Origin of the sequence: Actinoplanes solisilvae (genome assembly GCF_003999975.1) — a bacterium.
Lineage (GTDB): Bacteria > Actinomycetota > Actinomycetes > Mycobacteriales > Micromonosporaceae > Actinoplanes > Actinoplanes solisilvae.
In genome coordinates, this window is record NZ_RJAC01000015.1 from 141,933 (window position 1) to 166,946 (window position 25,014).

Genomic DNA, 25,014 nt, shown 5'->3' on the forward strand with positions numbered 1-25,014 from the left:
GCCAACTTGTTGTCCATGTCCTTCGGCTCCCGTCTTTCCGCAGCTCAGTCCACTGAACTCGGGGAGGCGGGGGCTTGCCAGTGGAGAATCGTCACAGTGTCGGCCGAGTGCGGGAGGATGATTTCGACAACACGTTCTTGTCGTACCCCCTCGGCATGATGCCGGCCATGGACGACTGGCTCCCCCTGATCCCCGGCCCGATCCCAGGCGATCGCGCCGTGTGGAAAGCGGCCTCCGACGAGCGACGGCTGGACGCCCTCCGCTGGCATCAGGCGATCACCTCGCCCCGTCGTCCCTATTACGCGGCGATCCCACCGATTTACGACATGACCGCCGAACCGGTGCCGTGGCACACCGGTGACCTCGATTGGGCCCTGCACGCCGCGGCCAAGTGCGGCTCGTTCTACGACGGGCGCGTCTACCACCTGCCGGCCGTGATCGCTTCGCAGCTGCCGCTTGACGAGCTGGCGCCCTACCAGCCGATTCTTCAGGCCGTGCTCTCTCAGATCGCCGGCAACCGTGACATGCCCCTCGACATCCGGCGTCCTCTCACCGAACGTTACGGCCAGGTTCTCGCCCGGCTCGCGCCGGGCATGCCGGTCCACCTGCTCGCCGGCCACGACGCCTTCGGCCCGGCGGCCCGGCGGCGGCTCGGCGCGCGCGTGGCCGATCCGGCGGTCATCGCGGCGATCGGCTTCGCGACCACCCTGTCCAAGCTCGCCCCGGCGAAGAGCTGGCTGCGCGAGGCCGAGGCCGTGAACGTTCCCTCGGCGGCGCGGGACGTGCTCGCCGCTTTCGCCGACACGGCCGTGACCGTCTGGGCCGACCACGATTTCCTTCTGCGCGGCCTGTGCTGGATGGCCGCCCTCGACCCCGGCGACGAGACGACCGCGCTGCTGGCCCGGGTCGCCGAGGTGGCCGGCGAGCCCAGCGGCCGGTCGGCCGACCCGCGAGCGTCACGCACGGCTGCGGCGGCCGTCGAGATCCTCGTCGACCGGCCAGGTGACGAGCCCGCCCGCGCGCTGGCCCGGCTCTCCGTCACCGTCCGCAGCAAGCCGCTGCGCAACCGGGTGCGGGCCGCGATCGACCGCATGGGTGTCGACCTTGAGGTCGCCGTCGAGGAGCACGATCTCGGCCGTTCGTGGCCGACGCCCGGCGGTCACACGCTCACGGTCGAGATCGTCGGCGAGAAGGCGGTCGTTCTGTGCCGGCCGTTGAAATCGCTGCCCGCCGCCGCGCGCGAGCACGCCGCCGAGCCCAAGGCGCTGGCCAAGCAGGTCAACCGCACCCTCGCGGCCGAACGCGTGCGGCTCGAAGACCTGCTCACCCAGGACCGCACCTGGTCGTGGGAGACCTGGCACGAGCGCTACCTGCGTCATCCGGTCACCGGCACGATCGCGCGGCGTCTGCTGTGGGAGGCCTCCCCCGACGGCCTCTCCTGGAAGGCCGGCCTGCCCGAGCTCACCGGAGAGCTCGGCGGTCCGGGTTGGACGGTCCGACTGTGGCACCCGGTGCTGGCCGGCGCCGCCGAGGTGGTGTCGTGGCGCGATCAGATCACCGAGGCCGGGTTGCGCCAGCCGTTCAAGCAGGCGTTCCGCGAGGTCTACCGGCTCACCCCGGCCGAGGAGCAGACGGGCGTCTACTCCAACCGCTTCGCCGCCCACATCCTGCGCTACCGCCAGGCCGGCACGCTGATGCGCGTCCGCGGCTGGTCGGCGCCGCTCCTCGGCTCGTGGGACGGCGGCTCGCACAGTTCGGCGACGCGCGAGCTGGCCGCCGGCACATGGCAGGCGAGCCTCGAACACATGCTGGCCGACCGGGTCGCGCCCCCGAACTACCAGGTCGAATACTGCACGACCGACCAGGTGCGGTTCGCCCGCCGCGAGGGTCGCCGCTGGCACGAGGTCGCGCTGGCCGAGGTGCCGCCGCGGGTGCTGAGCGAGGCGATGCGCGACGTCGACCTGTTCGTCGGCGTGACGTCGATCGCCGCCGACGACGCCTGGGCCGACCGCGGCGACCATCCCTTCGGCGGCTACTGGCAGTCGGCCGGCTTCGGCGAGCTGACCGGCGCCGCCGAGGTGCGCCGCGACGTGCTGGCCCGGCTGCTCCCGCGCCTGGCGATCGGCTCGCGGTGCGAGCTGACCGAGCGGTTCCTGCGGGTGCGTGGCACGCGGGCGAGTTACCTGATCCACCTCGGCTCGGGCAACGTCCTGATCGAGCCGAACGCGTACCTGTGCATCGTCGCCGGCCAACGGCCCGCCCGCGTCGCCCTGCCGTTCGACGACGACGAACGCCTCTCGCTGATCCTCTCCAAGGCGTTCCTGCTGGCCGCCGACGACAAGATCACCGACCGCTCCATCCTGCGACAACTTCCCTAGGAGATTCCGATGGCCGACGTTCTGCTGCGCGACGAGACCATGACCGGCCGGGAGCTCGCCTCCTGGACCCTGCCCGGCCTGCCCGAAACCATCACCGCCCGCGAGCTGCTGCGATGGCGGGTCCGCGAGGAGGCCGCCCGCTACAGCGCGACCCTGGGCGGCCTGTTCCGGGGCCTGGTCCGCCCGGCCGCCGCCACCGAGACCGCCCAGGGTTTCCGCCTGCCCGGCGCGACCCGCGTCGACTGGGTGGCCCAGGCCGACGCCGCCTGCGAGGCGTTCGGCCGCAACGGCTTCATCATGCTCACGGCCAACCGTCAGATCGAGGACCTGGACGAGTCGATCGACCTCCGCACCGACAACGAGGTCGCCTTCATCCGCCTCATCCCCCTGGTCGGCGGCTGACCGTCGCCGCAGCGGCCGGTTGACCCGCGGCGATAGCGTGGCCTTGTCTACGATGGGCGGGCAATCACGCCCGGGCAGTTCACTCGCATGCGGAGTCCGGGTCAAGAAGCGTTGGAGGGCACGTGCCGGGGCCTCAGCCGTTGAGTAGCTTCGAACCCCGGCAGGTGGGGCCGTTCACCCTTCGCGGAATCCTCGGCCGGGGCGGGCAGGGCACCGTCTACCTGGGAGAACACTCCTCGGGACAGCAGGCGGCGGTCAAGGTGCTGCACCTGAACGAGGGCACCGAGAAAGCGCGCCAGCGCATCGAGCGCGAACTCGCGAAGCTGCGGCGCGTGCCGCGGCACTGGACGGCCGAGGTGCTCGACGCGGGGGTGGCCGGCGAGGTGCCGTACATCGCCACCGAATACATCGAGGGCAAGACCCTGCACGAGGTGGTCAAGAGCGAGGGTCCGCTCTCCCGGGCCAGCCTGCACCGCGTCGCGTTCCAGACCATCGACGCGCTGACGGTCATCCACGGCAGCCGGGTGGTGCACCGCGACTTCAAGCCGGCCAACGTGCTGCGCGGCCCCGACGGGTGGGTGGTGATCGACTTCGGCATCGCCGGCATCATCGGCGTGCCCGACACGACCCAGCCGCGGGGCACGCTGCTCTACATGGCGCCGGAACAGTTCGGGGCGGCCACCGGGGTCGGCGAAGACGCGTACGCCATGGATGTCTTCGCCTGGGCGTCGACGATGGTTTTCGCCGGCACGGGGAAAATGCCGTTCCAGGGCGAATCGATGTTCGAGGTCATGCGGACGGTCGTCGAGGACGAGCCCGACCTGCACGGGCTGGACGGTCCGCTGGCCGAGGTGCTGCGCCGCTGCTTCATCAAAGACCCGGCCGAACGCCCGTCCGCGACCGAGGTGCACGCCCTCCTGCGCCGGCACGACACCGAACCGGCCCTGACGACGACCGCGCCGGCCCTCACCGCGCCATCTGCCACCGCGTCGTCTGCCACCGTGCCGTCTGCCACCGTGCCGCCGACCGCCGTGCCACTGCCGGTCATGCCCCCGGCCACCGTGGCGCCGGACGCTGCGCCGCGGCCGCAAGCCGCCAAGACCCGGCGTCGCTCCCCCGGCCTGGTCGTCGTTTCCGCGGCCGCCCTCACCCTGCTCGTGCCGAGCGCGGTCTGGGCCGCCACCGAGATCCGCGACCGCGCCGCGCAGCCGGCCGGCCCGAGCCAGACGTCCCAGACCCCGTCGGCGCCTCCCGCACCGCAGGCCCTGCCGGCCGGCCTTCAGAAGCTGGTCCCGCAGTGGTCACCGACGAGCTTCGCCTCGGGCGTGCTGCGCGCGAACCAGGTCGAGAAATGGGTGCACCACTCCAAGGGCATCAGCGTGTCGATCATCCGCTACGACAACGACACGGCCTTCTCGATGGAGTACGAAGCCATCTGGAACCTGCACGAACGCTCGAAGTCGGCCAACTGGAGAAGCGGAACGGCGAAGAACTCGACCGGCTTGAAGGGCCGCTACGTCGAGTACGAGGTCGTTTGGGAGGACGGCACCGAGAACACTTCGATCTGGTGGGACGACAGCACAACGAACGCCGACAGCCACACGGTCATCATCCTGCAGGCGGTGAGCACGACCCCGCGCGCGACCGCCCTCAACCGCCTACGCGACCTGCTGAAGTCCCACAACTTCACGATCCCGGGCTAATCCAGCGGCCCCACGACATAGCCGAACTGCGCCACCGATCCCGCCCCGTCGAGCGCCTCCAACCGACGCGCTCGACATCGGTGGTCGTCGTCTCGACCGGTGCCAGCATGAACGGGACGAGCCGAGCGACGTTCCGCCCACCCCGCCTCGACCCGCCCGAGCACGTCATCGACAATCCCCTGATCAGCGCGGACGCCCGGATCAACACAGGCGGCAATGTCCTACAAAGGCACCGGCGAGTCACCCGTAGGCATCGGCCCAGTACGCCGCCCGCCGGGGGTATTCCTTCAGCAACGCGGCCTTCGATCAAGCCCTGTCCCCACGGCGAGTCCAGTCGATCGCGGCGCGACGCTCGGCCATGTCCATGCGCCTGCGATCCCGGTGTTCGCGGCGACCTGTGCTGCGTCCTCGGGTGCTCGTGCGATTGCGGCGGCGTCGGGCGTCGCGACCTCGGTGACCCCGGCGACGCCCGGGGGCCGCGCCGGGCGGCCGGGGCCGCGCCGTCGCGGGTTGTGTCGTGCGGTGCTCTGGGCCTCCCGCTCACCCGGCCGAAGCTAACAAGCCACGTCCATCGATTCCTCGGCGGCGGCGGCCGCCGGGTCTACCGGCCGGCCGCTGTGAGGCGGTTCCAGAGGAAGGTCAGGGTCAGGGACCAGATGGTGGCGGCCTGTTCGTTGTCGGCGGCGGCGCCGTGGCCGCCCTCGAGGTTTTCGTAGTAGGAGACGTCGTAGGCGTGGCTCAGCAGCAGGGCGGCCATCTTGCGGGCGTGGGCGGGGTGCACCCGGTCGTCGCGGGTCGATGTGATGAACAGGATCGGCGGGTACGGGCGGCCGGGCTCGACGTTCTGGTAGGGGGAGAATTCGCGCAGGTAGGCCCAGTCGGACTCAACGTCGGGGTCGCCGTACTCGGCGATCCACGACTTGCCGGCCAGCAGCTTGGTGTAGCGGCGCATGTCGAGCAGCGGGACGGCCGCGACCACGGCGCCGAACAGTGACGGGTAGCGGGTCAGCATCGCGCCCATCAGCAGGCCGCCGTTGCTGCCGCCGCGGACGCCCAGCTGGGCCGGGGTGGTGATGCCGCGCGTCACCAGGTCGGTCGCGACGGCCGCGAAGTCTTCGAAGGCCTTGACGCGGTTCTCGCGCAGCGCGGCCTGGTGCCACGCGGGACCGTATTCGCCGCCGCCGCGGATGTTCGCGATGACGTAGGTGCCGCCGAGGGCGAGCCAGCCTCGGCCGATGACCCCGCTGTAGCTCGGCAGCATCGGGATCTCGAAACCGCCGTACCCGGAGAGAAGCGTCGGTTTGCCGTCGCCGCCGACGACGAAATAGGGGATGCGCGTGCCGTCGGCGGAGACGGCGAAGAACTGGCGTACGGACATTCCGGCGGTGTCGAAGAACGTGGGTTCGTGCTTGAGGATCTCGAGTTCGCCCCCGACCGTTCCGAGGCTCAGCGTCGTCGGCGTGAGAAACCCCGAGGACGAGATCAGGTACGAGTCGTCGTTGTCGGGATCGGTGTCGACGATCCACGTCTGGTCGAACTCGGCGCCGCCGGGAATGGGCTGCCGGCTCCACCCGGCCGGGCCGGGCGTCAGGGCGTACACCTGGGTCTTGACGTCGGTGATCGTGACGAGCAGCAGGTGGTTGCGGGTGCGTGCGAAGGACCTGAGGAACGTACGCTCGTCCGGTTCGAATAGAACGCTGAGTTCGCGCTGTCCGCCGAGATAGTCGTCGAGGTTCGCGGCCACCAGGGAACCGGTCGGGAAGACCGCGTCGCCGACCGTCCACGGCGAGCGGAGGCGGATGAGCAGCCATTCGCGGTGCAGGCTGCAGTTCGCGTCCTCCGGAATGTCGATCCGGACGAGGCCTTCCCGGTCGAGATAGAACTCGCTGCGGTAGAAGTCGACCTGCCGGCTGACGATGCTGCGCTCGAATCCCGGGGTCGCGTCGTGATAGGCGCTCACCGAGACGTCTTCGGGTTGTCCTTCGAAGACCAGCTCGGCCGACGCGAGCGGGGTGCCGCGCCGCCACCGCTTGATGACGCGCGGATAGCCCGAGGACGTCAACGATCCGGGCCCGAAATCGGTGCCGACGAAGAGGTGGTCGGCGTCGATCCAGTCGATGTCGCTCTTAGCCTCGGGCAGGAAGAATCCGTCCGGGACGAAAGCGCGCGTGGCGAGGTCGAATTCGCGCACGACGGTGGCGTCGGCGCCGCCGCGGGAGAGGCTGATCAGGCAGCGGTCGTGGGTGGGCCGCAGCACGGTCGCCCAGCTCCACGTCCAGTTCTCGCCCTCGGCGCGGTTGAGCGCGTCGATGTCGAGCAGCACGTCCCACTCGGGTTCGTCACGACGGTATTGCTCCAGCGTGGTGCGCCGCCAGAGACCGCGGGGATGGTCGGCGTCGCGCCAGAAATCGTAGTAGAAGCCGTCGCCGTGCCATTCCGGATAGGGGATGCGGTCCTTGTTGTCGAGCACCTCACGAATGGCGTCGCGGGTCCGCTCGAGGCCGGGGCCGCCCAGCGCCTTCAGCGTCTCGGCGTTGCGGTCGGTAACCCAGCCGACGGCGTCGGGCGAGTCCAAGGCCTCGAGCCAGAGGTACGGATCGTCGGCATCCCGGTTGAGCTCAGTCACCCGTCGAGCGTAGCCGCGACCTGGCTTTCGCCCTCTCACACAGGTTCACGGTAAGGCCAGGCACGCTTCATGCGGGCTTCGATCAAGATCCCTAGCTTCGATTGGTCCGGTCCGGTGGGCGTTCATCACCGTCCGTATCCGGACCTTTGCTCAATCGAAGGAACCACATGAAACACAAGGGCTTGGTGGTGGGCACGATCGCCGCAGCGGCAACGCTGTTGGCGACGCCGGCCACCGCGAGCGCCGCTCCGGCTCAGCCGCAGCCGCAGCCGCCCGTGACCGGCGGGATCCCGCTGGTCGACACCGTCGAGAAGATCGGTCCGGGGATCGATCTCAAGAGCGTCAAGGCGCTGGAGAGCACCGGCTGGTACGACGCGCGTTTCCTCACCGTCGACCTGTCGAACAAGGCCGTCGGCACCGACCTGCTGACCGCGGGCCCGGTCGCGTCGGGCGGGCCGCTGAGCGAGGCCGCGAACAAGGCCGGTGCGGTCGCCGGCGTCAACGGCGAGTTCTTCGACATCGGCGGGAGCACCGCCGCGCTGGGCGCCGAGATCCAGGACGGACGGCTTCTCAAGACCTCCGACGTCAACGGCCGTCAGCACGTCGGCGTCAGCAAGGACGGCATCGCCCAGCTCGTGGACGTCGCGGTCGACGCGAAGGCCACCTTCGCCGGCGCGGACCACAAGGTTCTGACGATCAACGCCGCGAACGGTGGCGGTGTGCCTGCCGACGGGCTCGTCGCGTACACCCCGGGCTGGGGAACTTACAGCCGCGGTCGTGGGTTCGCCGGGGTCGACGCGGTGGAGGCCGTGGTCGTGGGCGGCAAGGTCGTGTCGGTCGGGGCGCCCGGCGCGGGACAGCTTCCGGAGAACGCGTTCACGCTGGTGGGTCGCGACGCCGCGGCCGTCTCGCTGCGGGCGCTGCAGGCCGGTGACGCGGTCGCGCTGAACTACGAGATGTCGAACGACGCCACGAAGGCGATGAAGTTCGCGCTGGGTAACGGCGGCACGGTCGTCAAGGGCGGCAAGGTCGTTCCCGGCCTCGACCCGTCGATCGCGCCGCGCACCGCCCTGGGTTTCAAGGACGGCGGCCGTACGCTCGTGCTCGCGACCTGGGACGGACCGGGCGGCACGGGCAAGGGTGGCGTCGGCATCGACAAGGAGGCGCGTGACCTGGCCGCGCTCGGTGTCGAGACCGCGGTCAACCTCGACGGCGGCGGCTCGACGACCATGGTCGCCCGCGAATTGGGGGGCGACCAGGCCACCGTACGGAATGTGCCCTCGGACGGACATGAGCGCAATGACCCGAACGGGGTCGGCGTGTTCGTCACCAAGGGCGACGGCAAGCTGCACGACCTGATCATCACGCCGGCCGACGACCCGAAGGTCTTCCCCGGTCTGCACCGCACGCTGACCGCGCGGGGTGTCGACAACCACCAGGCGCCGGTCGCCGTGCAGCCGAATTCGGTGCGCTGGTACGCCATCGGCGGCTCGGTGAAGTCCGGGGTGGTGCAGGCGCCGTCGCGCGAGTCGAGCGACGTGCTGGTCACGGCTACGTCGGGCCACGAGATCGCGACCTCGAAGGTCAAGGTGCTGGGCGCGCTCGACTCGGTCGAGCTGTCGGCCGGCCGGCTCTCGATCGCCGAGGCGACGCCCGAGCAGGCCGCCACGGTGAGCGTCACCGGGCGTGACGACGAGGGCTACACCGCCCCGATCGACCCGGCCGACCTGAAGCTCGACTACGACCACAGCGTCGTCGACGTGCAGTCCGTCGACGGCAAGCTCAAGGTCGTCCCGCTCAAGGCCGCGGCCACGATCCTGACGATCTCGGTCGCCGGCAAGTCGGTACAGCTGCCGATCACGGTCGGGGTGCAGAACGTCACGGCGTACGAGTTCACCGACGACGTGCTCGCCCGCTGGCGCAACAACAGCACCGCCGCGACCACGTTCTCGAAGGACGCCGACGGCCTGAAGATCGACTTCCCGGCGATGCGCAACGTCGGCATCTCGGCGACGTCGGTCGCCGGCCGGGTGCCGGTGGCGGGACAGCCGCTGCGCGTGCGTGCCCGCATCAAGTCGAGCATCTCGGTGCCGAGCGGCCTGACCTACCTGGGCTACTACGACGGCAACGGCAAGGCGTCCGGGGTCTACGGCACGGCGCTGGTCGCGAGCAACGACTGGCAGAACGCCACGTGGACGCTCCCGGCCAACACGGTGTTCCCGATCTCGATCGCCAGCTTCCAGGGCATCAACACCAGCGTGGCCGACCAGCGCGCGGGCACGTTCATCATCAACCGGTTCGAGGCCGACGTCCCCACCTCGATCGACCTGCCGGCGCAGGAGGACCTGGTCGCCGACCGGCTGATCTCGGCCGACGGCACCCTGCCGCGTGGCTCGTTCAAGTTCGCGTCGATGTCGGACGTGCAGTTCACGGCGGACAACCCGGCCATGACCAAGGTCGCCACGGCGGAGATCCGGCGGATCCGGGCCACCAACCCGGATCTGATCATCCTGAACGGCGACATCACCGACCGTGGTCTGCCGCAGGACCTGTCGCTGGCTCGTCAGGTGCTGACCGACGCGGGCTGTGACCTCGTCGCGGCCGGGCAGTCGCCGTCGGGCAAGGCCGGCACGGTGCCCTGTTACTACGTGCCGGGCAATCACGAGTCGTACGGGCTGAACAACACGCAGTCGGATCTGACCAACTTCACCAACGAGTTCGGGCAGCCCTACCGGACGTTCGACCACAAGGGCACGCGGTTCATCCTGCTGGCCAGCTCGCTCGGCACCCTGCGTACGTCTGCCTGGGCTCAATGGCCGATGTTCCAGCAGGCCCTGGCCGACGCCGCGACCAACAAGACGATCAAGAACGTGGTCGTGGCGGCCCACCACCCGGTGGACGACCCGGCCGAGACCAAGTCGAGCCAGCTCACCGACCGCAACGAGGCGGCGCTGATCGAGAAGATGCTCACCGACTTCCGCGGACGCAGCAACAAGGGCGCGATGATGATGGGCTCGCACGCCCAGATCGCCAACGTGCACCGGCTCGAAGGGGTGCCGTACTTCGTGCACCCGTCGTCGGGCAAGGACCCGTACGGAACTCCGGACCGGGGCGGTTTCACCGGGTGGGTCGACTGGTCGGTGTCCTCGGGGTCGGATTGGCTTTCCGCCGATGTCCGCGCGTTCGCTCAGTCGATCACGCTGAACACGCCCGCTCAGGTCGACCTGGGCAAGAAGGTCGAGCTCAGCGGCAGCATCGTGCAGCCGTCGGGTGTCGACAACGGATCGCGGGTCGTGCCGCTGCGCTACCCGATGTCGGTGCACTGGAGCGGCTCGTCGAACCTGGCGATCGGCACCGGTTCCTCCGCCGTGGCCGACGCCCGGCGGGCCGGCAAGGTCGCGATCCTCGACCCGGCCACCCGGGAACTGACCGCGCTTCGCCGCGGTGTCGTGACCGTCGCGGTGACGAACGAGTCGATGCGGGAGTACACCGGCGAGGAGTCGCTCGCGCCGGTCACGACCTCGAAGACGATCCAGGTGGGCCCGGCGGCTCCGGCCGGTCCCGGTTTCTCGGCGACCACGCCGGCGTTCACGGCCCAGCCGGTCGGCTGGATCGGCCAGGTCCGCGACGTCAAGGTCACCAACACGGGTGACCAGCCGCTGCGCATCTCGTCGGTCAAGGTCGAAGGCACGCGTACGCCGTTCCGCGTCGACCGTGACCGCTGCGAGGACCGCACCGTCGCGCCCGGCGCGAGCTGCACGGTCTCGGTCCGGTTCGCGCCGGTCCAGCCCGACGTCACGTACACGGCGTCCCTGGTGTTCAAGACCAACACCACCGCCCGCACCGAGTCGGTCGCCCTGACCGGCACCAGCACGAAGTTCCACTGGCACGCCTGGCCCCTGGCCGACTGACGAGCCTTGAGCGAGGGCCGGGGACCTGGTGTCCTCGGCCCTCGTCCGGTCAGGCGGCGATGTCGAGCCGGACCACGGCGCCGATCTCGACGAGCTGGACCGGCGGACCGTTCGAACTCGCGAAGTCCCTGGTCATGACCGGTCGAAGGCGTCGACGGACCCGATGACCGGTTCGATCCAGCGCGGCTCCACGCCGCTGCGCCCCAGCGCGAACCGGATCCACTGACGCAGCGCACCGGGCAGCGCGGCCTGCTGGGCGGGGTCGAGGATCGCGCGGCGCGGCATCCAGTCGGTCAGGAAGAGCAGGACGTGGTTCGGGCTCCAGCGCAGCGGCCCGCTGATGATGTAACGCTCGCCGTAGTCGAAGAACAGCTCGGCCAGGGGTCGTACGTCGGGCCCGGTCTCGGCCACGAACTCGTCCAGCAGGCGCTCACGCTCGGCGACGTCGGTGGGCTGCCAGTCGCGCCACTCCGGGAGGTAGGAGCGGGAGCGCGACCAGGCCAGAGCGCGCGGACCGACGTACGCCTCCTCGTCCTGACGCGGCACGGTGAGATCGGTGGTCCGCAGGGCGTCGGCCAGCTCGGCCAGCACGTCGCCGACCGGCGCCTCGATGGCCAGGATGGGCGCCTGACCGGGCTCCTGACGCGCGTTCCAGGTGGCGACGGCGTCCGCGGTGAGCAGGATGATCTCCTCGACCAGCACACCACCGGCGAGCTGGATCTGCGCCATGAGCGTGTGCGGCACCGACCCGCCGTATTCGACGAACAGAACGTGCTCGCTGTCCCAGACATCGGCGGCCCGCCAGGCTTTCACCGCTTCGAAGGCGGGCTCCGCGGCCCACGGCGGCGCCGGGCGGCTCTCCGACATGATCGCGACGGCCTCGTCGAGCAGCGGCAGATCGTCCGGCTCGGCCAGTCGCCGCAACGCCGCCAGCGCGGCCAGCCCCTCGGGCGACGGCCGGGTCGCGGCCCGTCCCACCACTTCCAGATGCAGGATGTGCTCCCACCGCAGGTCACCGGGGCCTGTGGCCAGCCAGGCGCGGCCGAGCCAGTCGCTGGCCCACTGCTCGACCTCGAGCACACTTCCCTCGTTCACGATCGAGCCGGCATCGCGCAACAGCCCGTCCGACAACCGCATTTCCCGTACGGGCCGCGGCCCGCGCTTCGGCTTCCCTCGCCCCGATGGACGCCCGCGACTTTTCGGCATGCCCAAGTCCAGCACATCCCGCACGCCGCGCCGATAACGCCAGGCAAACGTCGTAGCCAAGTATCTGATTATCAGATAACCTGGACATCATGCGGACGATGACCGCCACCGAAGCGTCACGAAACTTCTCTGAGCTACTCGACGCGATTGAGCGCGGCGAGACCGTGACCATCACCCGAGGAAACCACCCCGTGGCCGAGATCGGGCCGGCCCGTCACCGCACGGGCGCAGACCTTCGTGCTGCGCTCGCTGACATCCCCACTCCGCACGATAGCTTCGCCGAGGACATCGCCGAAGCCGTGGCCCTGCTGGAACCAGAGCGTGGTGACCCATGGGCCGACGCCTGATTCTCGATACCAATATCCTGATCGCTTACGAGCGCGGCACGATCGACCGCTCGGCACTCGACAATGACGAAATCGCCGTCGCAGCGGTCACCATCGCGGAATACCGGGTCGGCATCGAACTGGCCGACACCGCCGAACGTGCTGCCTCCCGAGCCCGAGCCCTCGCCGCGATCAGTAACGTGGTTGACGTTCTGGCATACACGGACGCCACCGCCGCCCACCACGCCCGCCTGATCGCGCACGTCCGCCGAACGGGCACTCCGCGAGGCGCGCACGATTTGATCATCGCGGCTCATGCAATCGAGACCGGCCGCACGGTCCTGAGCGCCGACGTCAAGGCCCGTTTCACTGGCCTCCCTGGCGTCTTGGCCATCGGCACGCCATAGACGTCGCCAACGGCGGCAGGCACCAACCCGAGGATCAACTCGACGGCCGACGGCCCTCTTTGAGGTGGTCGCGGATCCATGCTTCGACGTCCTCGATGCGCCAGACCTTGCCCATCTGAAGCTCGTCGTAGGGCTTCGGAAAGGTCGGGTTCGAGGTGATCTGGTAGACGCGCTGGCGGCTGAGCCGACCCAGTCGCTCGCGGATCTCGCCCGGCCCCATCAAGTGCTTACCCATGCTCCATGACTATAGGCGCTAGACAAGATGCCGCGCACGCGGTACCCCCTTCCAGCAACCCCGCGTAAGCCCTACCCCGGAAGCAACAGCTCGTCGTGGATCGCTCCGGCGCGGACCATGTCATGGTCGGGCGGCTTTGGAGTACCGACGGGCAATAGAGTCGGGCGGGTGAGCCGCACGGTTAATCAGAACGTCAATGCCCTCGTACGGTTCTGTGGTCGCCGGGATGTTTCCGGGCTGACGCCGGCGGCTCTGGGTGGCGTGGCTGACGTGGCCATTCTGTTCGGCGGGAGTGTTCTGGGCGGGGCTGACGTCTTCGCCGACGCGATGCGGGCGGGCGTGGCCCGGCGATATCTGATCGTGGGCGGGCAAGGGCATTCGACCGACCTGTTGAGGGAAAGCCTGGGCGGCGACAAGCTGACCGAAGCCGCTCTGTTCGACCGCTATTTGCGGGAGCGCCACGGGCTGGCCGTCGATCTGCTCGAGCACGAGTCGACGAACTGCGGCAACAACGTCACCAACGCGCTCGCCCTCCTGCGGGCCGAGAAGCACGAGAAGCTGATCGCGGTTCAGGACGCCACCATGCAACAACGAATGGACGCGGGCTTTCGAAAGCACGGCGTACAGGTCGTCAATTTCGCCTCGCACCGCACCGAAGTGGATGAGGCGCTGAACTACCGGGATCCGCCGGCCGGCATGTGGCCGCTCGACCGGTACGTCTCCCTGCTGCTGGGCGAGGTGACCCGGTTGACCGACGACGAGCACGGGTACGGCCCGGCCGGCCGCGGCTTCATCGCCCACGTCGACGTGCCACCGGAGGTTCGCGACGCGGCCGACCACCTGCGATCGTCGACCGCCTTCACCGACCGCGCCGCGAACCCCAGGTGGGCCTAACGAGCCGCGCGCAGCCGGTTGGCGAACTTCGCCAGGCGTTCGCCCTGGTAGCGGGCAGCCTCGAGCTTCTCCTCGCCCGGCGCGCCGGCGCCGCCCGGGTGCGAGGTGCCGTACGGGTTGCCGCCGGCCGCGAAGACCGCGGGGTCGGTGTAACCGGGGGCGACGATGACCGAACCCCAGTGGTAGAGCGTGTTGTAGAGCGCCAGCAGTGTCGACTCGTTGCCGCCGTGGTTGTTGCCCGCACTGGTGAAGCCGGTCGCGGGTTTGTCGGCCAGGACGCCGCGCTGCCACAGGCCCCCGGTGCTGTCGAGGAACTGCTTGAGCTGTGCGGTGATGTTGCCGTAGCGCGTGGGCGAACCGAAGGCGTAGGCGTCGGCCCACTCCAGATCGTCGAGGGTGGCGATCTCGACGTCGCTGGTCGCGTCCGCGTGCGCCCGCCACGCCGGGTTCGTGTCGATGGCGCTCGACGGGGCCAGTTCGGCCACCCGGCGCAGGCGCACCTCGGCGCCGGCCTTCGCGGCGCCCTCGGCGATCGCCTGGGCGAGCTGGTGAACGGTGCCGGTCGACGAGTAGTAGATGACCGCAACCTTGCTGCTCATGAAGACGTTCCCTTCCGGCGGACAGCAATCGGATAGCTATCCGCTTGTTCGGGAGCGAGACTAACCGGATAAGAATCCGTTTGGCAACCGGGCCGGTAGTCTCGGGCGTCATGGGAGACGTACACCTCGAGATCGGCCGGCCTCCGGCGGCCGAGCGCGCCGACGCCGCCCGCAATCGGCAGCGCATCCTTGACGCGGCCGCGCGGCTGATGGCCGACCAGGGCCCCGAGGCCGTCACCATGAACGCCGTGGCCCAGGCGGCCGGCATCGGCGTGGGCACGGTCTACCGCCGCTTCGGCGACGTCACGCAGCTTCTTCTCGCCCTCGTCGACCACCGCGAGCTGCAGTTCCAGCAGAGTTTTCTCAGTGGACCGGCGCCGCTGGGCCCGGGCGAGAAACCCGGTGAACGGTTGCGCGCGTTCCTGCACGCCCTCACCGATCACGTCGCCGGGAACATCGAAGTCATGCTGGCCGCCGAGAATGCCTCGCCCACTGCGATCTACGCCTCAGGTCCGTACGAGGGCTGGCATTTGCATGTCTCGACGCTGCTGCGCGAACTCAGGCCCGGCGCCGACGCGACCGTGCTGGCTGACCTGCTGCTCTCCTTCTCGCCGCCCAGCCTGATCTGGCACCTCACCAAAGGGCGCGGGTTCACGACCGGCCAGATCAAGGCGAGCATCGACGAGTTGCTGGCCGGCTTCTGGCCGCAACCGGGTCGAACGGATCACTGATGATCACTTAGGATGCCCGCCATGCGGGGAGGCAAGGCTCGGGTGCGTGGCGTGTTACCGCTTCGGGCGATGCCACAGGGTGAGTTGCTCGACACTGCCCTCGTGCTGCTGCGGCTCCGCGCGTTGCCGATGTTCGTGCTCGCCCTGCCGCTGCTGGCGATCGAGCAGATCGTTCTCTGGTACGCCGGAGCGCCGCTGCTCGACGTCTATGCGGGCCTCGACGAGTGGTGGCCCGTGATCGCGGCCCTGTTCGCCTGCGAGGTGGCGATCGTCGGGGTGCTGGGGGCGTACGCCGGAAGTGCCGTCGTGCCCGCCCTGCTGGGCCAGAACGTGTCGCACTGGGCGCTGTTCCGGCGGATGCGGCCGCTGGCCCTGCTGGTCACGATGCTGCTGCCGGTCGTGGTCGCGCTCCTCGGCGCGTATTTCGGGATGATCGGCTGGATCGCCGGCTACGGCTTCCTCGGAATGGCCGGCGTGGCGCTGGTGGTCGACCGGTCCGGGTGGCCGTTCGGGGCGCTCGGCCGTTCGGCGGCGCTGGCGACCCGGCTGGGCTGGCGCGGCTTCTGGGGCCGGCTGCGCGCCTTCGCGGTCTGGCTCGGCATCCGGGTGGCCCTCGCGATCGGCCCGATCATGTTCCTCTGGCAGTTCGGGTTCGTCGCCACGGCCTACTTCGGCGACTGGTCGGTCCTGCTCATGTGGGGTCTGGCCGGCACCGTCTCGTGCGCGGCGCTGGCCTGCTTCGACGCCGTCCTGCTGATCGACACCCGGATCCGGACGGAGGGCCTGGACATCGCGCTTCGCCGTGCGGCGGCGAACGGCACCGACCCCGCCGACGTCGTGGTGCACACGCCGCCGCGGAAGTTCGCGCCGCCGGTCGTCCTTTACAGCCCGGCGTCGCCACCACCGGCGCCACCGGCGCCACCGGCGCCACCGCGGTTGCCCGGCATCGTCCGCCCGTCGGCACCGTCGGGACGTGAGTCGTGACCCGCGATTACGACGAGTTCCTGGCCGGGCTCTTCGACGTCATCAACGCGGCCTGGGTCGTGCTGATCATGCTCGCGCTGGCCGGGGCCGTGGGCCTGCTCTGGTACACCTACCCGGCCTGGCTCAGGATCCGTATTCGTATCCGTATCCGCATCCCTCGCCCAAGGTGGAAGTGGAAGCTTCCACGGTTCCGGCGGAAGCCCCGGAAGAAGAAGACGAAGAAAGAGGCCGTCAAGCCCGAGCCTCAGGCCGCGAAACCCGAGCCCGAGACGCCGAGCCCGCTGCGGCCCGTCACCCCCGTGCTGTCCACCGCCGATCGCCTGGCCGCCGAGGGTCGTTACGCCGAGGCCATCCGGGAGCGCCTGCGTGAGTCGGTGACGGCGCTGACCCGGCACGGCGTGATCACGCACGCCCCGGCCTGGACGGCACAGGAGATCGTGGCGATGGCCGGCGCGAACCGGCCCGCGGTCTCGGTGCCCCTGACCGGCGCGACCGACATCTTCTCCGAGATCTGGTACGGCCACCGGCCGGCCGGGCCCGATCAGGACGCGCGCATGCGCCGGCTCACCGCCGAGGTCAAGGCAGCCCTGGAGACGAGCACGCGATGAAGAAGGTCCGAAACTGGCGGTGGCTGCGTCTCGCCGTACCGATCGCGGTGGTCCTCGCGGTGTTCGTCACGACCGCCGTCCTGCACGCGTTCCAGCAGGCCGACCCGGCCGACAACGACTATCTCAACCCGGACAGCCAGGCCCCGATCGGGTCGGCGCGGCTGGCCGAGGCGTTGCGCAGCGAGGGCGTCAAGATCCGCAAGGTGGCGACGACGTTCGAGGCGAGCACGACCCTGTGGGCACAGCCCAACTCGACGCTGTTCGTGACCGCGCCGGAGTTCACGGACGTCGAGCACCTGACCGAGGAGCGCTGGTTGCCGTCCGGCAGCCGCGTCGTGCTGGTCCGGCCCGACAACGGTTTCCTCGACGAGGCGGGCTGGCCCGCGTCGACGGACGGCGAGCGTTGGACGGCAGCCGCCCCCGCGCCCGGCTGTGACCTGTTCACCAGCCCGGCTGCCGTACGCAAGCTCGCCTACCGCACGGAATTCACGAGCTGCTACGACGGTGGTGTGGTCGAGTTCCCGGTGGGCGAGATCACGATCGTGAACGTGGTCGGCGCGGCCGACCCGTTCCGCAACGACCGGCTCGACGAGCACGGCAACCGGGACTTCGCGCTGAACCTGCTGGGCCACAAGAATCAGGTGATCTGGCTCGACCGGCACGAGCGGGACCGGTGGCCGACCTCGGACGGCCCGCCGGTCACCGACCGTCCCGCGCCCGACGGGCTGGGTGACGGCATCGGGACCCCGGAGCCGGAAGAGACCTATGACGACAGCGGCGACGAACCCGAGAGCGACGAGACCCGCAGCGGCGAGGCCGAGAGCGGAAGCGACAGCGAGGACGAGCAGCCGACCCCGACCGCCGAGCCCGACGGTGCGGCGCAGCAGGCCCGCGAGCAGGCCAACGCGTTCCCGCCGAAGGCGTGGGCGGTCGTCCTGCTGGTGCTGCTGGCCGGGGCGGCGTTGGCGGCCGCGGCGGCCCGCCGGCTGGGGACCCCGGTCGCCGAGCGGCTGCCGTCGCGGGTGCCGGCCAACGAGACGATGCTCGGCCACGCCCGGCTCTACCAGCGCGGTGGCTCGCGCGGGCCGTCGCTGCGCATCCTGCGGCACACCAGCCGCCGCCGGATGACCGAGCATCTCGGCCTGCCGCCGGACGCGACCGACGAGGACCTCGCCGAGGCGACCGGGCTGCCCCTCGAACGCTTCACCGAGGTCTTCGACCCCGAGAGCCCGCCGCGGCGCGACAGCCACCTGGTCGCGGCCACGAAGAAACTGCGTGACCTGGAACGAGACGTCCTGAACGAAGGAGAAACCCAGTGACCCCCGAATCGCACGAGGCCCGCCTCGCGCTCGGCCGGCTGCGGGCCGAGGTCGGCAAGGCCGTCGTCGGGCAGGACCCGGTCGTCGCCGGTGTCCTGGTGGCGCTGCTCTGCGGCGGTCACGTGCTGCTCGAGGGCGTGCCCGGCGTGGCCAAGACCCTGCTGGTGCGCGCCGTCTCGGCGGCGCTCGACCTGGAGACCAGGCGCGTGCAGTTCACGCCCGACCTGATGCCCGGCGACGTCACCGGTTCGATGATCTACGACGCGGGCGCGTTCGACTTCCGCCCCGGACCGGTCTTCACCAACCTGCTGCTGGCCGACGAGATCAACCGCACCCCGCCCAAGACCCAGTCGGCGCTGCTCGAGGCGATGGAGGAGCGGCAGGTCAGCATCGACGGCCACCCGCGCCCGTTGCCCCAGCCGTTCCTGGTCGCCGCCACGCAGAACCCCATCGAGTACGAGGGCACCTATCCGCTGCCCGAGGCTCAGCTCGACCGGTTCCTGCTCAAACTGTCGGTGCCGCTGCCCGCGCGGGCCGAGGAGCTCGACGTGCTGCGGGCCCACCACCGCGGCTTCGACCCCGGTGATCTGAAGGCGGCCGGCGTCGGCCCGGTGGCGACCGCGGCTGACCTGGCGGCCGGGCGTGCCGCCGTACGGCAGGTTCAGGTCGCCGACGAGGTTCTCAGCTACATCGTCGACCTCGTCGCCGCGACCCGGGTGACGCCCGCGTTCGAGCTCGGCGCCTCACCCCGCGGCACGATCGCGCTGCTCTCGGTGTCGAAGGCGTACGCGTGGCTCAGCGGGCGCGAATACGTGATCCCGGACGACGTGAAGGCGTACGTCGTGCCGACCCTGCGCCACCGGGTGCGGTTGCGGGCCGACGCCGCGCTCGACGGTGTCACGGTCGAGTCGGTGCTGGCCGCCGTCCTCGCCGCCGTGCCGGCCCCGCGCTGAGGCGGCTGTGGTCACTCGTCGTTTCGCCGTGCTGGTGCTGCTCGGCGTCCCGTTGCCGTTGCTGCTGCCATCGCCCTGGCTCGCGGTTCTCGGCATCGTGCTCGTCGCGGGCGCGGTCGCGGGCTTCGACGCGATGGCGGCCGCGCCGCTGACCGGCATCGCGCTGCGCCGCGAGGGCGACCGCACGATCTGGCTCGGCGATCAGGCCACGGTCACCCTCACGGTCACTAACCGGAGCACCCGTGACCTGCGGCTCGACCTACGCGACAGCTGGGTGCCGTCGGCAGGGGCCGGGCCGCTGCGGCACCGGCTCGACCTGGCGGCGGGCGAGCAGCAGACCCTCACAACGACCCTTCACCCTGTACGCCACGGCGACCGGCCCGCCGCGCGAGTGACCACCCGGTCGTACGGGCCGTTCGGTTTCGCCTATCGGCAGCGCTCGCGCTCCTGGAACACCGAGCGCACCCCGGCCTGGAATCTGCGGGTCCTCCCGCCGTTCCCGTCGCGCCGGATCCTGCCCGAGAAGCTCGCCCGCATGCGGGTGATCGACGGTTCGCAGGTGACGCGGGGTCGCGGGCAGGGCACCGAGTTCGACGCGTTGCGCTCCTATGTGTCCGGTGACGACGTCCGTTCGATCGACTGGCGCTCCACCGCCCGGGCCGGACACGTCGTCGTCCGCACCTGGCGCCCGGAGCGCGACCGGCGCGTCTACTGCGTCCTCGACACCGGGCGGACCTCGGCCGTACGGGTCGCGGGCGTGCCCCGGCTCGACGCGTCGATCGACGCCGCGCTGCTGCTGTCCGTGCTCGCCACCCGCGCCGAGGACCGGGTCGACCTGCTGGCCCTCGACGCCTCGGTGCGCGCCCGGGTCGAGGAGGGCGGCCAGAACCAGAAGCTGACCCGCCTGATCGACGGCATCGCCACGCTGGAGCCGGCGCTGGTCGAGACCGACTACACGCTGCTCGCCGCCGAACTGCTGCGCCGCGGCCGCAAGCCGTCGCTGGTCGTCATCTTCACGGCCCTCGACACCGCGCCCATGATCGCGGGGCTGCTGCCGCTGCTGCCCAAGCTCGCCACCCGCCACCACGTGATCGTGGCTGCGGCGCGCGACCCCGAGGTCACCCGGCTCGCCGAACTGCCGGCGACGTTCACCGCGGCCGACGTGCACACGGCCGCGGCCGCGCAGCGCGCCCTGGCCGACCAGGAACGGATCGCCCACGTGCTCAACCGGTCGGGCGCGACGGTCGTCGACGCCGTGCCGGGCGAGCTCGCCTCCCGGGTCGCCGACCTCTACCTGCTGCTGAAGGCGACCGGGCGGCTCTGACCACCGTGTCGTCAGGCGGTCGGGACCAGGTACGCGGTCTGCTCCTCGTCCTCGGGGCGCAGAGCTTCGGTGGCGACCCGGCCGCGCCCCAGGGCGTACGCGAGGAAAAGCAGCCAGACGAGAGCGCCGATCGCGACGCGCAGCAGCGGCGGAAGGGCCGACGGGGTCACGAAGGACTCGAGGAGCCCGGCCACGGCGAGCGCGACGGCCAGCCCCACGGCGATGCGCACACCGGCGCGGCCCTCGTCGATCGCGGCCTGCACCCGGGTGCGGGTCAGGCCCGGCGCGATCCACGACCAACCGATGCGCAGGCCCACGCCGGCGCCGATGAACATGCAGGTCAGTTCGAGCAGGCCGTGCGGCGCGAGGAAGGTCAGCAGGGTGCCGGTCTGGCCCGCGTCGGCCATGACGCCGGCGGTCAGCCCGACGTTGAACAGGTTGAAGAACAGGATGTAGAACACCGGCAGGATGAGCACGCCCGCCGCGATGCACTTGGCCACGATCACGGCATTGTTGGTCCACACCTGCAGGCCGAAGTGCGTTGCCTCGTAGGCGCTGTAATAGTCGACGAACCGGTGGTCGACCAGCGCCTGGATCTCCTCGCGGTCGCTGAACATGGCCACCGCCGCCGGGTTGGTCGCGAAATACCACCCCATCGCGACGACGACGGCCATGGACACCACCGTCGTGACGATCCACCAGCGGCGCGCCCGGTAGAGCTCGGCCGGCAGCGTGTGGGTGAAGAACCGCCCCGACTGCCGCCAGCTGAACCGCGGCCCCCGCACCAGCGCCGCGCGGGCGGCGATGACCAGGTTGGACAGCTCGATCAGGATCACCGCGTCGGGCACCCGGCTGCGCACGATCGACAGGTGCGTGGTCGTGCGCTGATAGAGCGTGACCAGTTCGTCGGCCTCGTCGGCGTCGAGTCGCCGGCGCGAGACCAGCAGGCGCAGTCTGCGCCATTCGCCGCCGTGCTCGGCCACGAACGCGTCGAGATCCACTTGTCGCCCTCCGGTCGTTCCCCGCTGCTCCGAGAGGGTATCGGTTCCGCGCGCCCGGGGTCGCCCCGCCGGTCTCAGGCGTCGCAGCTGCGGCCCACCGGGGTGATGAGAACCAAGCGGTTCTGCACGGCCAGCGACGGGATGAGGTTGCCGTCGGCGTCGGTGTCGGGCTTGAAGCCGCTGAAACTGGTCCCCACCCCACCGGTGATCATGGCATCGCGGCGCACACCGAGGTCGGCCAGAACACCGGCGACCCGCTCGGCACGCTTGGTCGACAGCGGGAACGGCGACTTCTCGGGCAGCGCGGTCGTGCCGATCACCGAGAGCGTGACGTTCAGCTTCTTGAGGTCGGCCGCGATCGGGGTGAGCACCTCGCGCGCGCTTTCCGGGTCGCGGAACTGGTCCTTGCCGGGCAGGAAGCCGACCTGGTCGTCCCGGATCCGGTAGCAGTGCGTGACGTCGGGCGCGGGCTTGTCGTCGGGTTCCACGAGGGCGACCGGCGGCTGATTCGGGTTCGGCGCCTGCGATTCGTCCAGGGGGCTCGTGTCGACGCTGACCTTCGCGCCGGCCTCGGTCAGCACGGCCGACCACAGGTCCTTGACCCGGGTCACCGCGTCGCGGGACAGGGCCGGCTGCGGCTCGTACCGCGCGCCGAGCCCGGTGAGCAGCACGTCGACGTTCTGCAGCGACGGCAGGCTCTTGCTCTTCACGACGGCGTCGGCCTGCTCCTTGGGATCCACGGACAACGCGCCCGGCGCCTGCATCGGCAGGTCGCCCATGGTCTGCAGCCCGTTGTCGATCATGATGATGCGCTTCGGGCCGTTCCCCGAGACGCCCGCGAGCTGGTCGGCCGCGACGGCGAGGGCACCGAGCTGATCGGCCTCGGCGGTGTCCGCCCGCACCGCGCCGACCAGTTCGTCGATGCGAGCCAGGTAGTCGTCCACCAGGGCGTCGCAGGCGATCTCCGAGTCGCAGTCGTGCTCGATCTCCTCGGAGTAGAGCACCTCGGGCCGGCCCGAGACCCCGACGATGAACAGCGTGTCCCGGCTGAGGATCGCGTCCCTCAGATCGTCGCGGGCCTGCGCCACCAGGGCCGGCCGGGGCATGTTGCTGCGGCCGCCGACCACGACGGCCAGGCCGCCGGCCTCGTGCGGCGGCGTGATCGAGCCGCAACCGGTCAGGCCCAGGGCGGCGATCAGCAGCGCGGCGAGCAGTGGTCGTCTTGGCATGGTGCTCCGATCAGGCGGCCGGTGGCGGCGGAGGGGGCGGGATCAGGCCGTCGGTGGCCGACGGGTTGTGCAGGTGCCGGGCGATGTCCTGGGCGCTCTGCTCGTGCAGGGCCTGGCCGAGGAACTCCTTCTCCCCGACGCTGCGGTCGCGTGACTCCTGGTGCAGCCGGGCCAGCTCCTGCTGGGCGAGCATGCCCTGCTTGGCCAGGTAGGCCTCGTACTTGCGTTCCGCCGCCACCCGCGCGATCCGTTCCCGGTCCTTCTGGGCGTCGCGCAGCTCGGCCGAGCGGGGATCCCGGTACTGGTACGCGTGCGTCATAGCGAGCAGTCCGGTGAGCAGGTAGAGCGCGAGCAGCAGGATCGCCACGCGGACCGAGTCGTCGGACGCGCCGGCCGCGACACTGCCGGCCAGCCGGCCCTTGGCGTTGCCGCCCGAGATGATCGGGTCCTGGGCGCGCAGCCAGACGATCGTCGAGCCCACGCCCAGCCAGACGATCGCCAGCGCCGCCATCCAGACCAGGCTTCCGCCGTACCCCTCCCGCCGCGAACGGGCGAGCCGGCCCATCTCGTGGGCGGCGGCGACCGTGCCGAGGGCGATGGCGGCGACGAACCCCATGACGAAGTAGGTGTCGCGCTTGAAGAGCTTGGTCAGGGTCGACCAGAAGCCGTACGCGTCGGCCGCGGCCATCAGTGTGAGAACCGTCAGCATGAGCCACTCGCGGATCGACTCACGATGGTCGGCCAGGTGGCGCACCTTCCCGCCGTACTCCCGGACCGAGCGCATCACCACCGTGTCGGCGTCCGCGGGCACCGGGCGGACGGTCGCGTGCGCGACGACGGGCCGGGTGCCGTTCCTCGGCGTCGCCGGGTCCTGCGAGCGCTGACCGGGGATCTCACCCGTGCTGTTGTGATCGATGTCGCTCTTGCTTCCTCTGCCTGTGGTTGCTGCCGGGGGTGCGCGCCGGGGAGGCGGGCCGGCCGGTCCGGAACTCGTCCCGGAGCCGCCGGAGCCGCTGGTCGGCCTCCTCGAGCTGCCGGTCGGCCAGCTCGGCCAGGTAGGTACGCCGTTCGATATCGGCCTCGGCCTCGGCGAGACGCAGACGCAGCTCGACCGCCTGCTCGTCGTACTCGTCCTCGATCTGGTCGCACCACTGCTCCACCCAGGACCGGATGGTCGCGTTGAAGACGTGGCCGTTGCCCTCGTCGAGAGCGCCCGCGCCGGCCAGGTCGTCGATGCGGCGGCGCAGTTCGTGCGGGGCCTCGTACAGGGTCGGGGCGATGGTGTAGCGGTCGCCCACCCGTTCCATCGGCTGGAACGCGAGACGGGCCGGCTCGGCGGGCCGGCGCAACATCCACTCGGTGAAGTGGCGGAACATCGCGACCGGACCGCGCCGGGGTGGCCGTCCTTCGGGATCGGTGCTCACGGTGCCTCCTTCGGCGGGGCCGGGGATTCGGCGTAGGGCCACGGCGGCAGCCGCGGGATCGCGTTGTCCAGGATCGGGCGGACCAGGTCGGCCTGCGGGTGACGCCGCAGCAGGGCCTGGTCGTAGAGGGCCCGCTCACGCCAGAAAGTGGCCGCGAACCGGGTCTCGGCCTCGCCGGGCCGGCGGCGCCACGCCTCGATCCGCGACCGGGTCTCGGACTGTTCCTGACCCGCCCGGCGCAATTTCTCCTCGAGGTCGCGGCGCTCGGCGATCAGCTCGGCGAGACGCTTGGCGTGTTCGCGCACCCGGCGGGCCCGGACCAGATCGTCGGGATGATGCCGATCGCCGGGCTCGCGTTCCGGCGGCCCGGTGGTGCTGGGCTTCCGGCGCTCGGTCTCCGCGGTGCGGGTACGCACGTCGATCAGCCGGGCCCGGAGGTCGGCGATGTCGTGGCCCAGCCGCTGCACGCGGCGGGTCGCGTCGTCGATGGCCTCGGCGCACTCGGCTCGGACCCGGAAGACGTTGGCGAGGTATTCCCCGGCGAGCAGGTCGCGGGCCGCGGTCGTCGGCGCACCGTCCATCATGATCGGATCTGGTTTTCGCATCCGGCCGTCCAACCGGCCCTGGCGGCGCAGCATCAGCCGCCGGCGCCAGCCGATGCGTTCCGGATCAGCCCTGCCGCGGCGGCCGGCGATCAATGGCTCAACGAGTGCCGGCCCTTTCCGGCGCTGGTTGATCTCCGCATCCACCGCTG

22 protein-coding genes are annotated in these 25,014 nt (G+C 70.6%); 13 read left to right on the forward strand and 9 right to left on the reverse strand.

The window, feature by feature from the left end; genetic code table 11:
* The first annotated feature begins 107 nt into the window (after positions 1-107).
* From EER30_RS30875 to EER30_RS30885, 3 genes are all read left to right on the forward strand, one after another.
* Positions 108-2,378, forward strand: a complete 2,271-nt coding sequence (locus EER30_RS30875) for a DUF4132 domain-containing protein (protein WP_127504160.1) — start codon at positions 108-110, stop codon at positions 2,376-2,378.
* Positions 2,379-2,387: 9 nt separating this feature from the next.
* Positions 2,388-2,780: a hypothetical protein gene (locus tag EER30_RS30880; RefSeq protein ID WP_127504161.1), complete on the forward strand. Its 393-nt coding sequence runs from the start codon at positions 2,388-2,390 to the stop codon at positions 2,778-2,780.
* Between the two features lie 140 nt (positions 2,781-2,920).
* Positions 2,921-4,483 carry a serine/threonine protein kinase gene (locus EER30_RS30885; RefSeq protein ID WP_127504162.1) on the forward strand — a complete coding sequence of 521 codons (1,563 nt, stop codon included), beginning with the start codon at positions 2,921-2,923 and terminating at the stop codon, positions 4,481-4,483.
* Between the two features lie 601 nt (positions 4,484-5,084).
* Here EER30_RS30885 and EER30_RS30890 read toward each other — a convergent pair.
* A complete protein-coding gene (locus EER30_RS30890; protein WP_127504163.1) occupies positions 5,085-7,109 on the reverse strand; it encodes a prolyl oligopeptidase family serine peptidase in 2,025 nt (674 codons plus the stop codon).
* A gap of 167 nt (positions 7,110-7,276) precedes the next feature.
* Between EER30_RS30890 and EER30_RS30895 the strand changes: the two genes are divergently transcribed.
* Positions 7,277-11,020: a phosphodiester glycosidase family protein gene (locus EER30_RS30895; RefSeq protein WP_127504164.1), complete on the forward strand. Its 3,744-nt coding sequence runs from the start codon at positions 7,277-7,279 to the stop codon at positions 11,018-11,020.
* 132 nt (positions 11,021-11,152) lie between these two features.
* On the opposite strand, the gene EER30_RS30900 is transcribed toward EER30_RS30895, so the two are convergent.
* A complete protein-coding gene (locus EER30_RS30900; RefSeq protein ID WP_127504165.1) occupies positions 11,153-12,157 on the reverse strand; it encodes a hypothetical protein in 1,005 nt (334 codons plus the stop codon).
* Positions 12,158-12,324: 167 nt separating this feature from the next.
* On the opposite strand from EER30_RS30900, the gene EER30_RS30905 reads away from it, so the two are divergent.
* Positions 12,325-12,573 (forward strand): type II toxin-antitoxin system Phd/YefM family antitoxin, encoded by a 249-nt coding sequence (locus EER30_RS30905; protein ID WP_205650506.1) that lies wholly within the window; start codon positions 12,325-12,327, stop codon positions 12,571-12,573.
* Positions 12,558-12,959: a type II toxin-antitoxin system VapC family toxin gene (locus tag EER30_RS30910; protein WP_127504167.1), complete on the forward strand. Its 402-nt coding sequence runs from the start codon at positions 12,558-12,560 to the stop codon at positions 12,957-12,959. Before EER30_RS30905 ends, EER30_RS30910 begins: the two co-directional genes overlap by 16 nt.
* A gap of 34 nt (positions 12,960-12,993) precedes the next feature.
* On the opposite strand, the gene EER30_RS30915 is transcribed toward EER30_RS30910, so the two are convergent.
* A complete protein-coding gene (locus tag EER30_RS30915) occupies positions 12,994-13,194 on the reverse strand; it encodes a helix-turn-helix transcriptional regulator (RefSeq protein ID WP_127504168.1) in 201 nt (66 codons plus the stop codon).
* A gap of 168 nt (positions 13,195-13,362) precedes the next feature.
* On the opposite strand from EER30_RS30915, the gene EER30_RS30920 reads away from it, so the two are divergent.
* Positions 13,363-14,088 carry a YdcF family protein gene (locus tag EER30_RS30920; protein WP_240670405.1) on the forward strand — a complete coding sequence of 242 codons (726 nt, stop codon included), beginning with the start codon at positions 13,363-13,365 and terminating at the stop codon, positions 14,086-14,088.
* Here the strand turns inward: EER30_RS30920 and wrbA are convergent.
* Complete coding sequence (gene wrbA, locus EER30_RS30925; protein WP_127504170.1) at positions 14,085-14,687, reverse strand: NAD(P)H:quinone oxidoreductase; 603 nt, start codon at positions 14,685-14,687, stop codon at positions 14,085-14,087. The genes EER30_RS30920 and wrbA overlap by 4 nt on opposite strands.
* A gap of 110 nt (positions 14,688-14,797) precedes the next feature.
* Here wrbA and EER30_RS30930 point away from each other — a divergent pair, with 110 nt between their 5' ends.
* From EER30_RS30930 to EER30_RS30955, 6 genes are all read left to right on the forward strand, one after another.
* Positions 14,798-15,418 carry a TetR/AcrR family transcriptional regulator gene (locus EER30_RS30930; RefSeq protein ID WP_127504171.1) on the forward strand — a complete coding sequence of 207 codons (621 nt, stop codon included), beginning with the start codon at positions 14,798-14,800 and terminating at the stop codon, positions 15,416-15,418.
* A gap of 69 nt (positions 15,419-15,487) precedes the next feature.
* Positions 15,488-16,402: a hypothetical protein gene (locus tag EER30_RS47385; protein ID WP_164842534.1), complete on the forward strand. Its 915-nt coding sequence runs from the start codon at positions 15,488-15,490 to the stop codon at positions 16,400-16,402.
* Complete coding sequence (locus EER30_RS30940; protein ID WP_240670406.1) at positions 16,399-17,010, forward strand: DUF4129 domain-containing protein; 612 nt, start codon at positions 16,399-16,401, stop codon at positions 17,008-17,010. Before EER30_RS47385 ends, EER30_RS30940 begins: the two co-directional genes overlap by 4 nt.
* A complete protein-coding gene (locus EER30_RS30945; RefSeq protein ID WP_127504172.1) occupies positions 17,007-18,329 on the forward strand; it encodes a DUF4350 domain-containing protein in 1,323 nt (440 codons plus the stop codon). The genes EER30_RS30940 and EER30_RS30945 overlap by 4 nt, the downstream gene beginning before the upstream one ends.
* Complete coding sequence (locus tag EER30_RS30950; RefSeq protein ID WP_127504173.1) at positions 18,326-19,282, forward strand: AAA family ATPase; 957 nt, start codon at positions 18,326-18,328, stop codon at positions 19,280-19,282. Before EER30_RS30945 ends, EER30_RS30950 begins: the two co-directional genes overlap by 4 nt.
* Positions 19,283-19,289: 7 nt before the next feature.
* Positions 19,290-20,606, forward strand: a complete 1,317-nt coding sequence (locus EER30_RS30955) for a DUF58 domain-containing protein (RefSeq protein ID WP_127504174.1) — start codon at positions 19,290-19,292, stop codon at positions 20,604-20,606.
* An 11-nt stretch (positions 20,607-20,617) separates the two neighbouring features.
* Here EER30_RS30955 and EER30_RS30960 read toward each other — a convergent pair whose 3' ends face one another.
* From EER30_RS30960 to EER30_RS30980, 5 genes are all read right to left on the reverse strand, one after another.
* Entirely contained in the window at positions 20,618-21,607 is a 990-nt protein-coding gene (locus EER30_RS30960) for a stage II sporulation protein M (RefSeq protein WP_127504175.1), read from the reverse strand.
* 74 nt (positions 21,608-21,681) lie between these two features.
* Positions 21,682-22,836 carry a hypothetical protein gene (locus EER30_RS47390; RefSeq protein ID WP_164842535.1) on the reverse strand — a complete coding sequence of 385 codons (1,155 nt, stop codon included), beginning with the start codon at positions 22,834-22,836 and terminating at the stop codon, positions 21,682-21,684.
* A 10-nt stretch (positions 22,837-22,846) separates the two neighbouring features.
* The gene (locus EER30_RS30970) at positions 22,847-23,647 is read right to left on the reverse strand and encodes a hypothetical protein (RefSeq protein ID WP_127504176.1); all 801 of its coding nucleotides are present in this window, start codon (positions 23,645-23,647) and stop codon (positions 22,847-22,849) included.
* Positions 23,648-23,729: 82 nt separating this feature from the next.
* The gene (locus EER30_RS30975) at positions 23,730-24,260 is read right to left on the reverse strand and encodes a hypothetical protein (RefSeq protein ID WP_127504177.1); all 531 of its coding nucleotides are present in this window, start codon (positions 24,258-24,260) and stop codon (positions 23,730-23,732) included.
* Positions 24,257-25,009: a hypothetical protein gene (locus EER30_RS30980; protein WP_127504178.1), complete on the reverse strand. Its 753-nt coding sequence runs from the start codon at positions 25,007-25,009 to the stop codon at positions 24,257-24,259. The genes EER30_RS30975 and EER30_RS30980 overlap by 4 nt, the downstream gene beginning before the upstream one ends.
* Between the last annotated feature and the right edge of the window lie 5 nt (positions 25,010-25,014).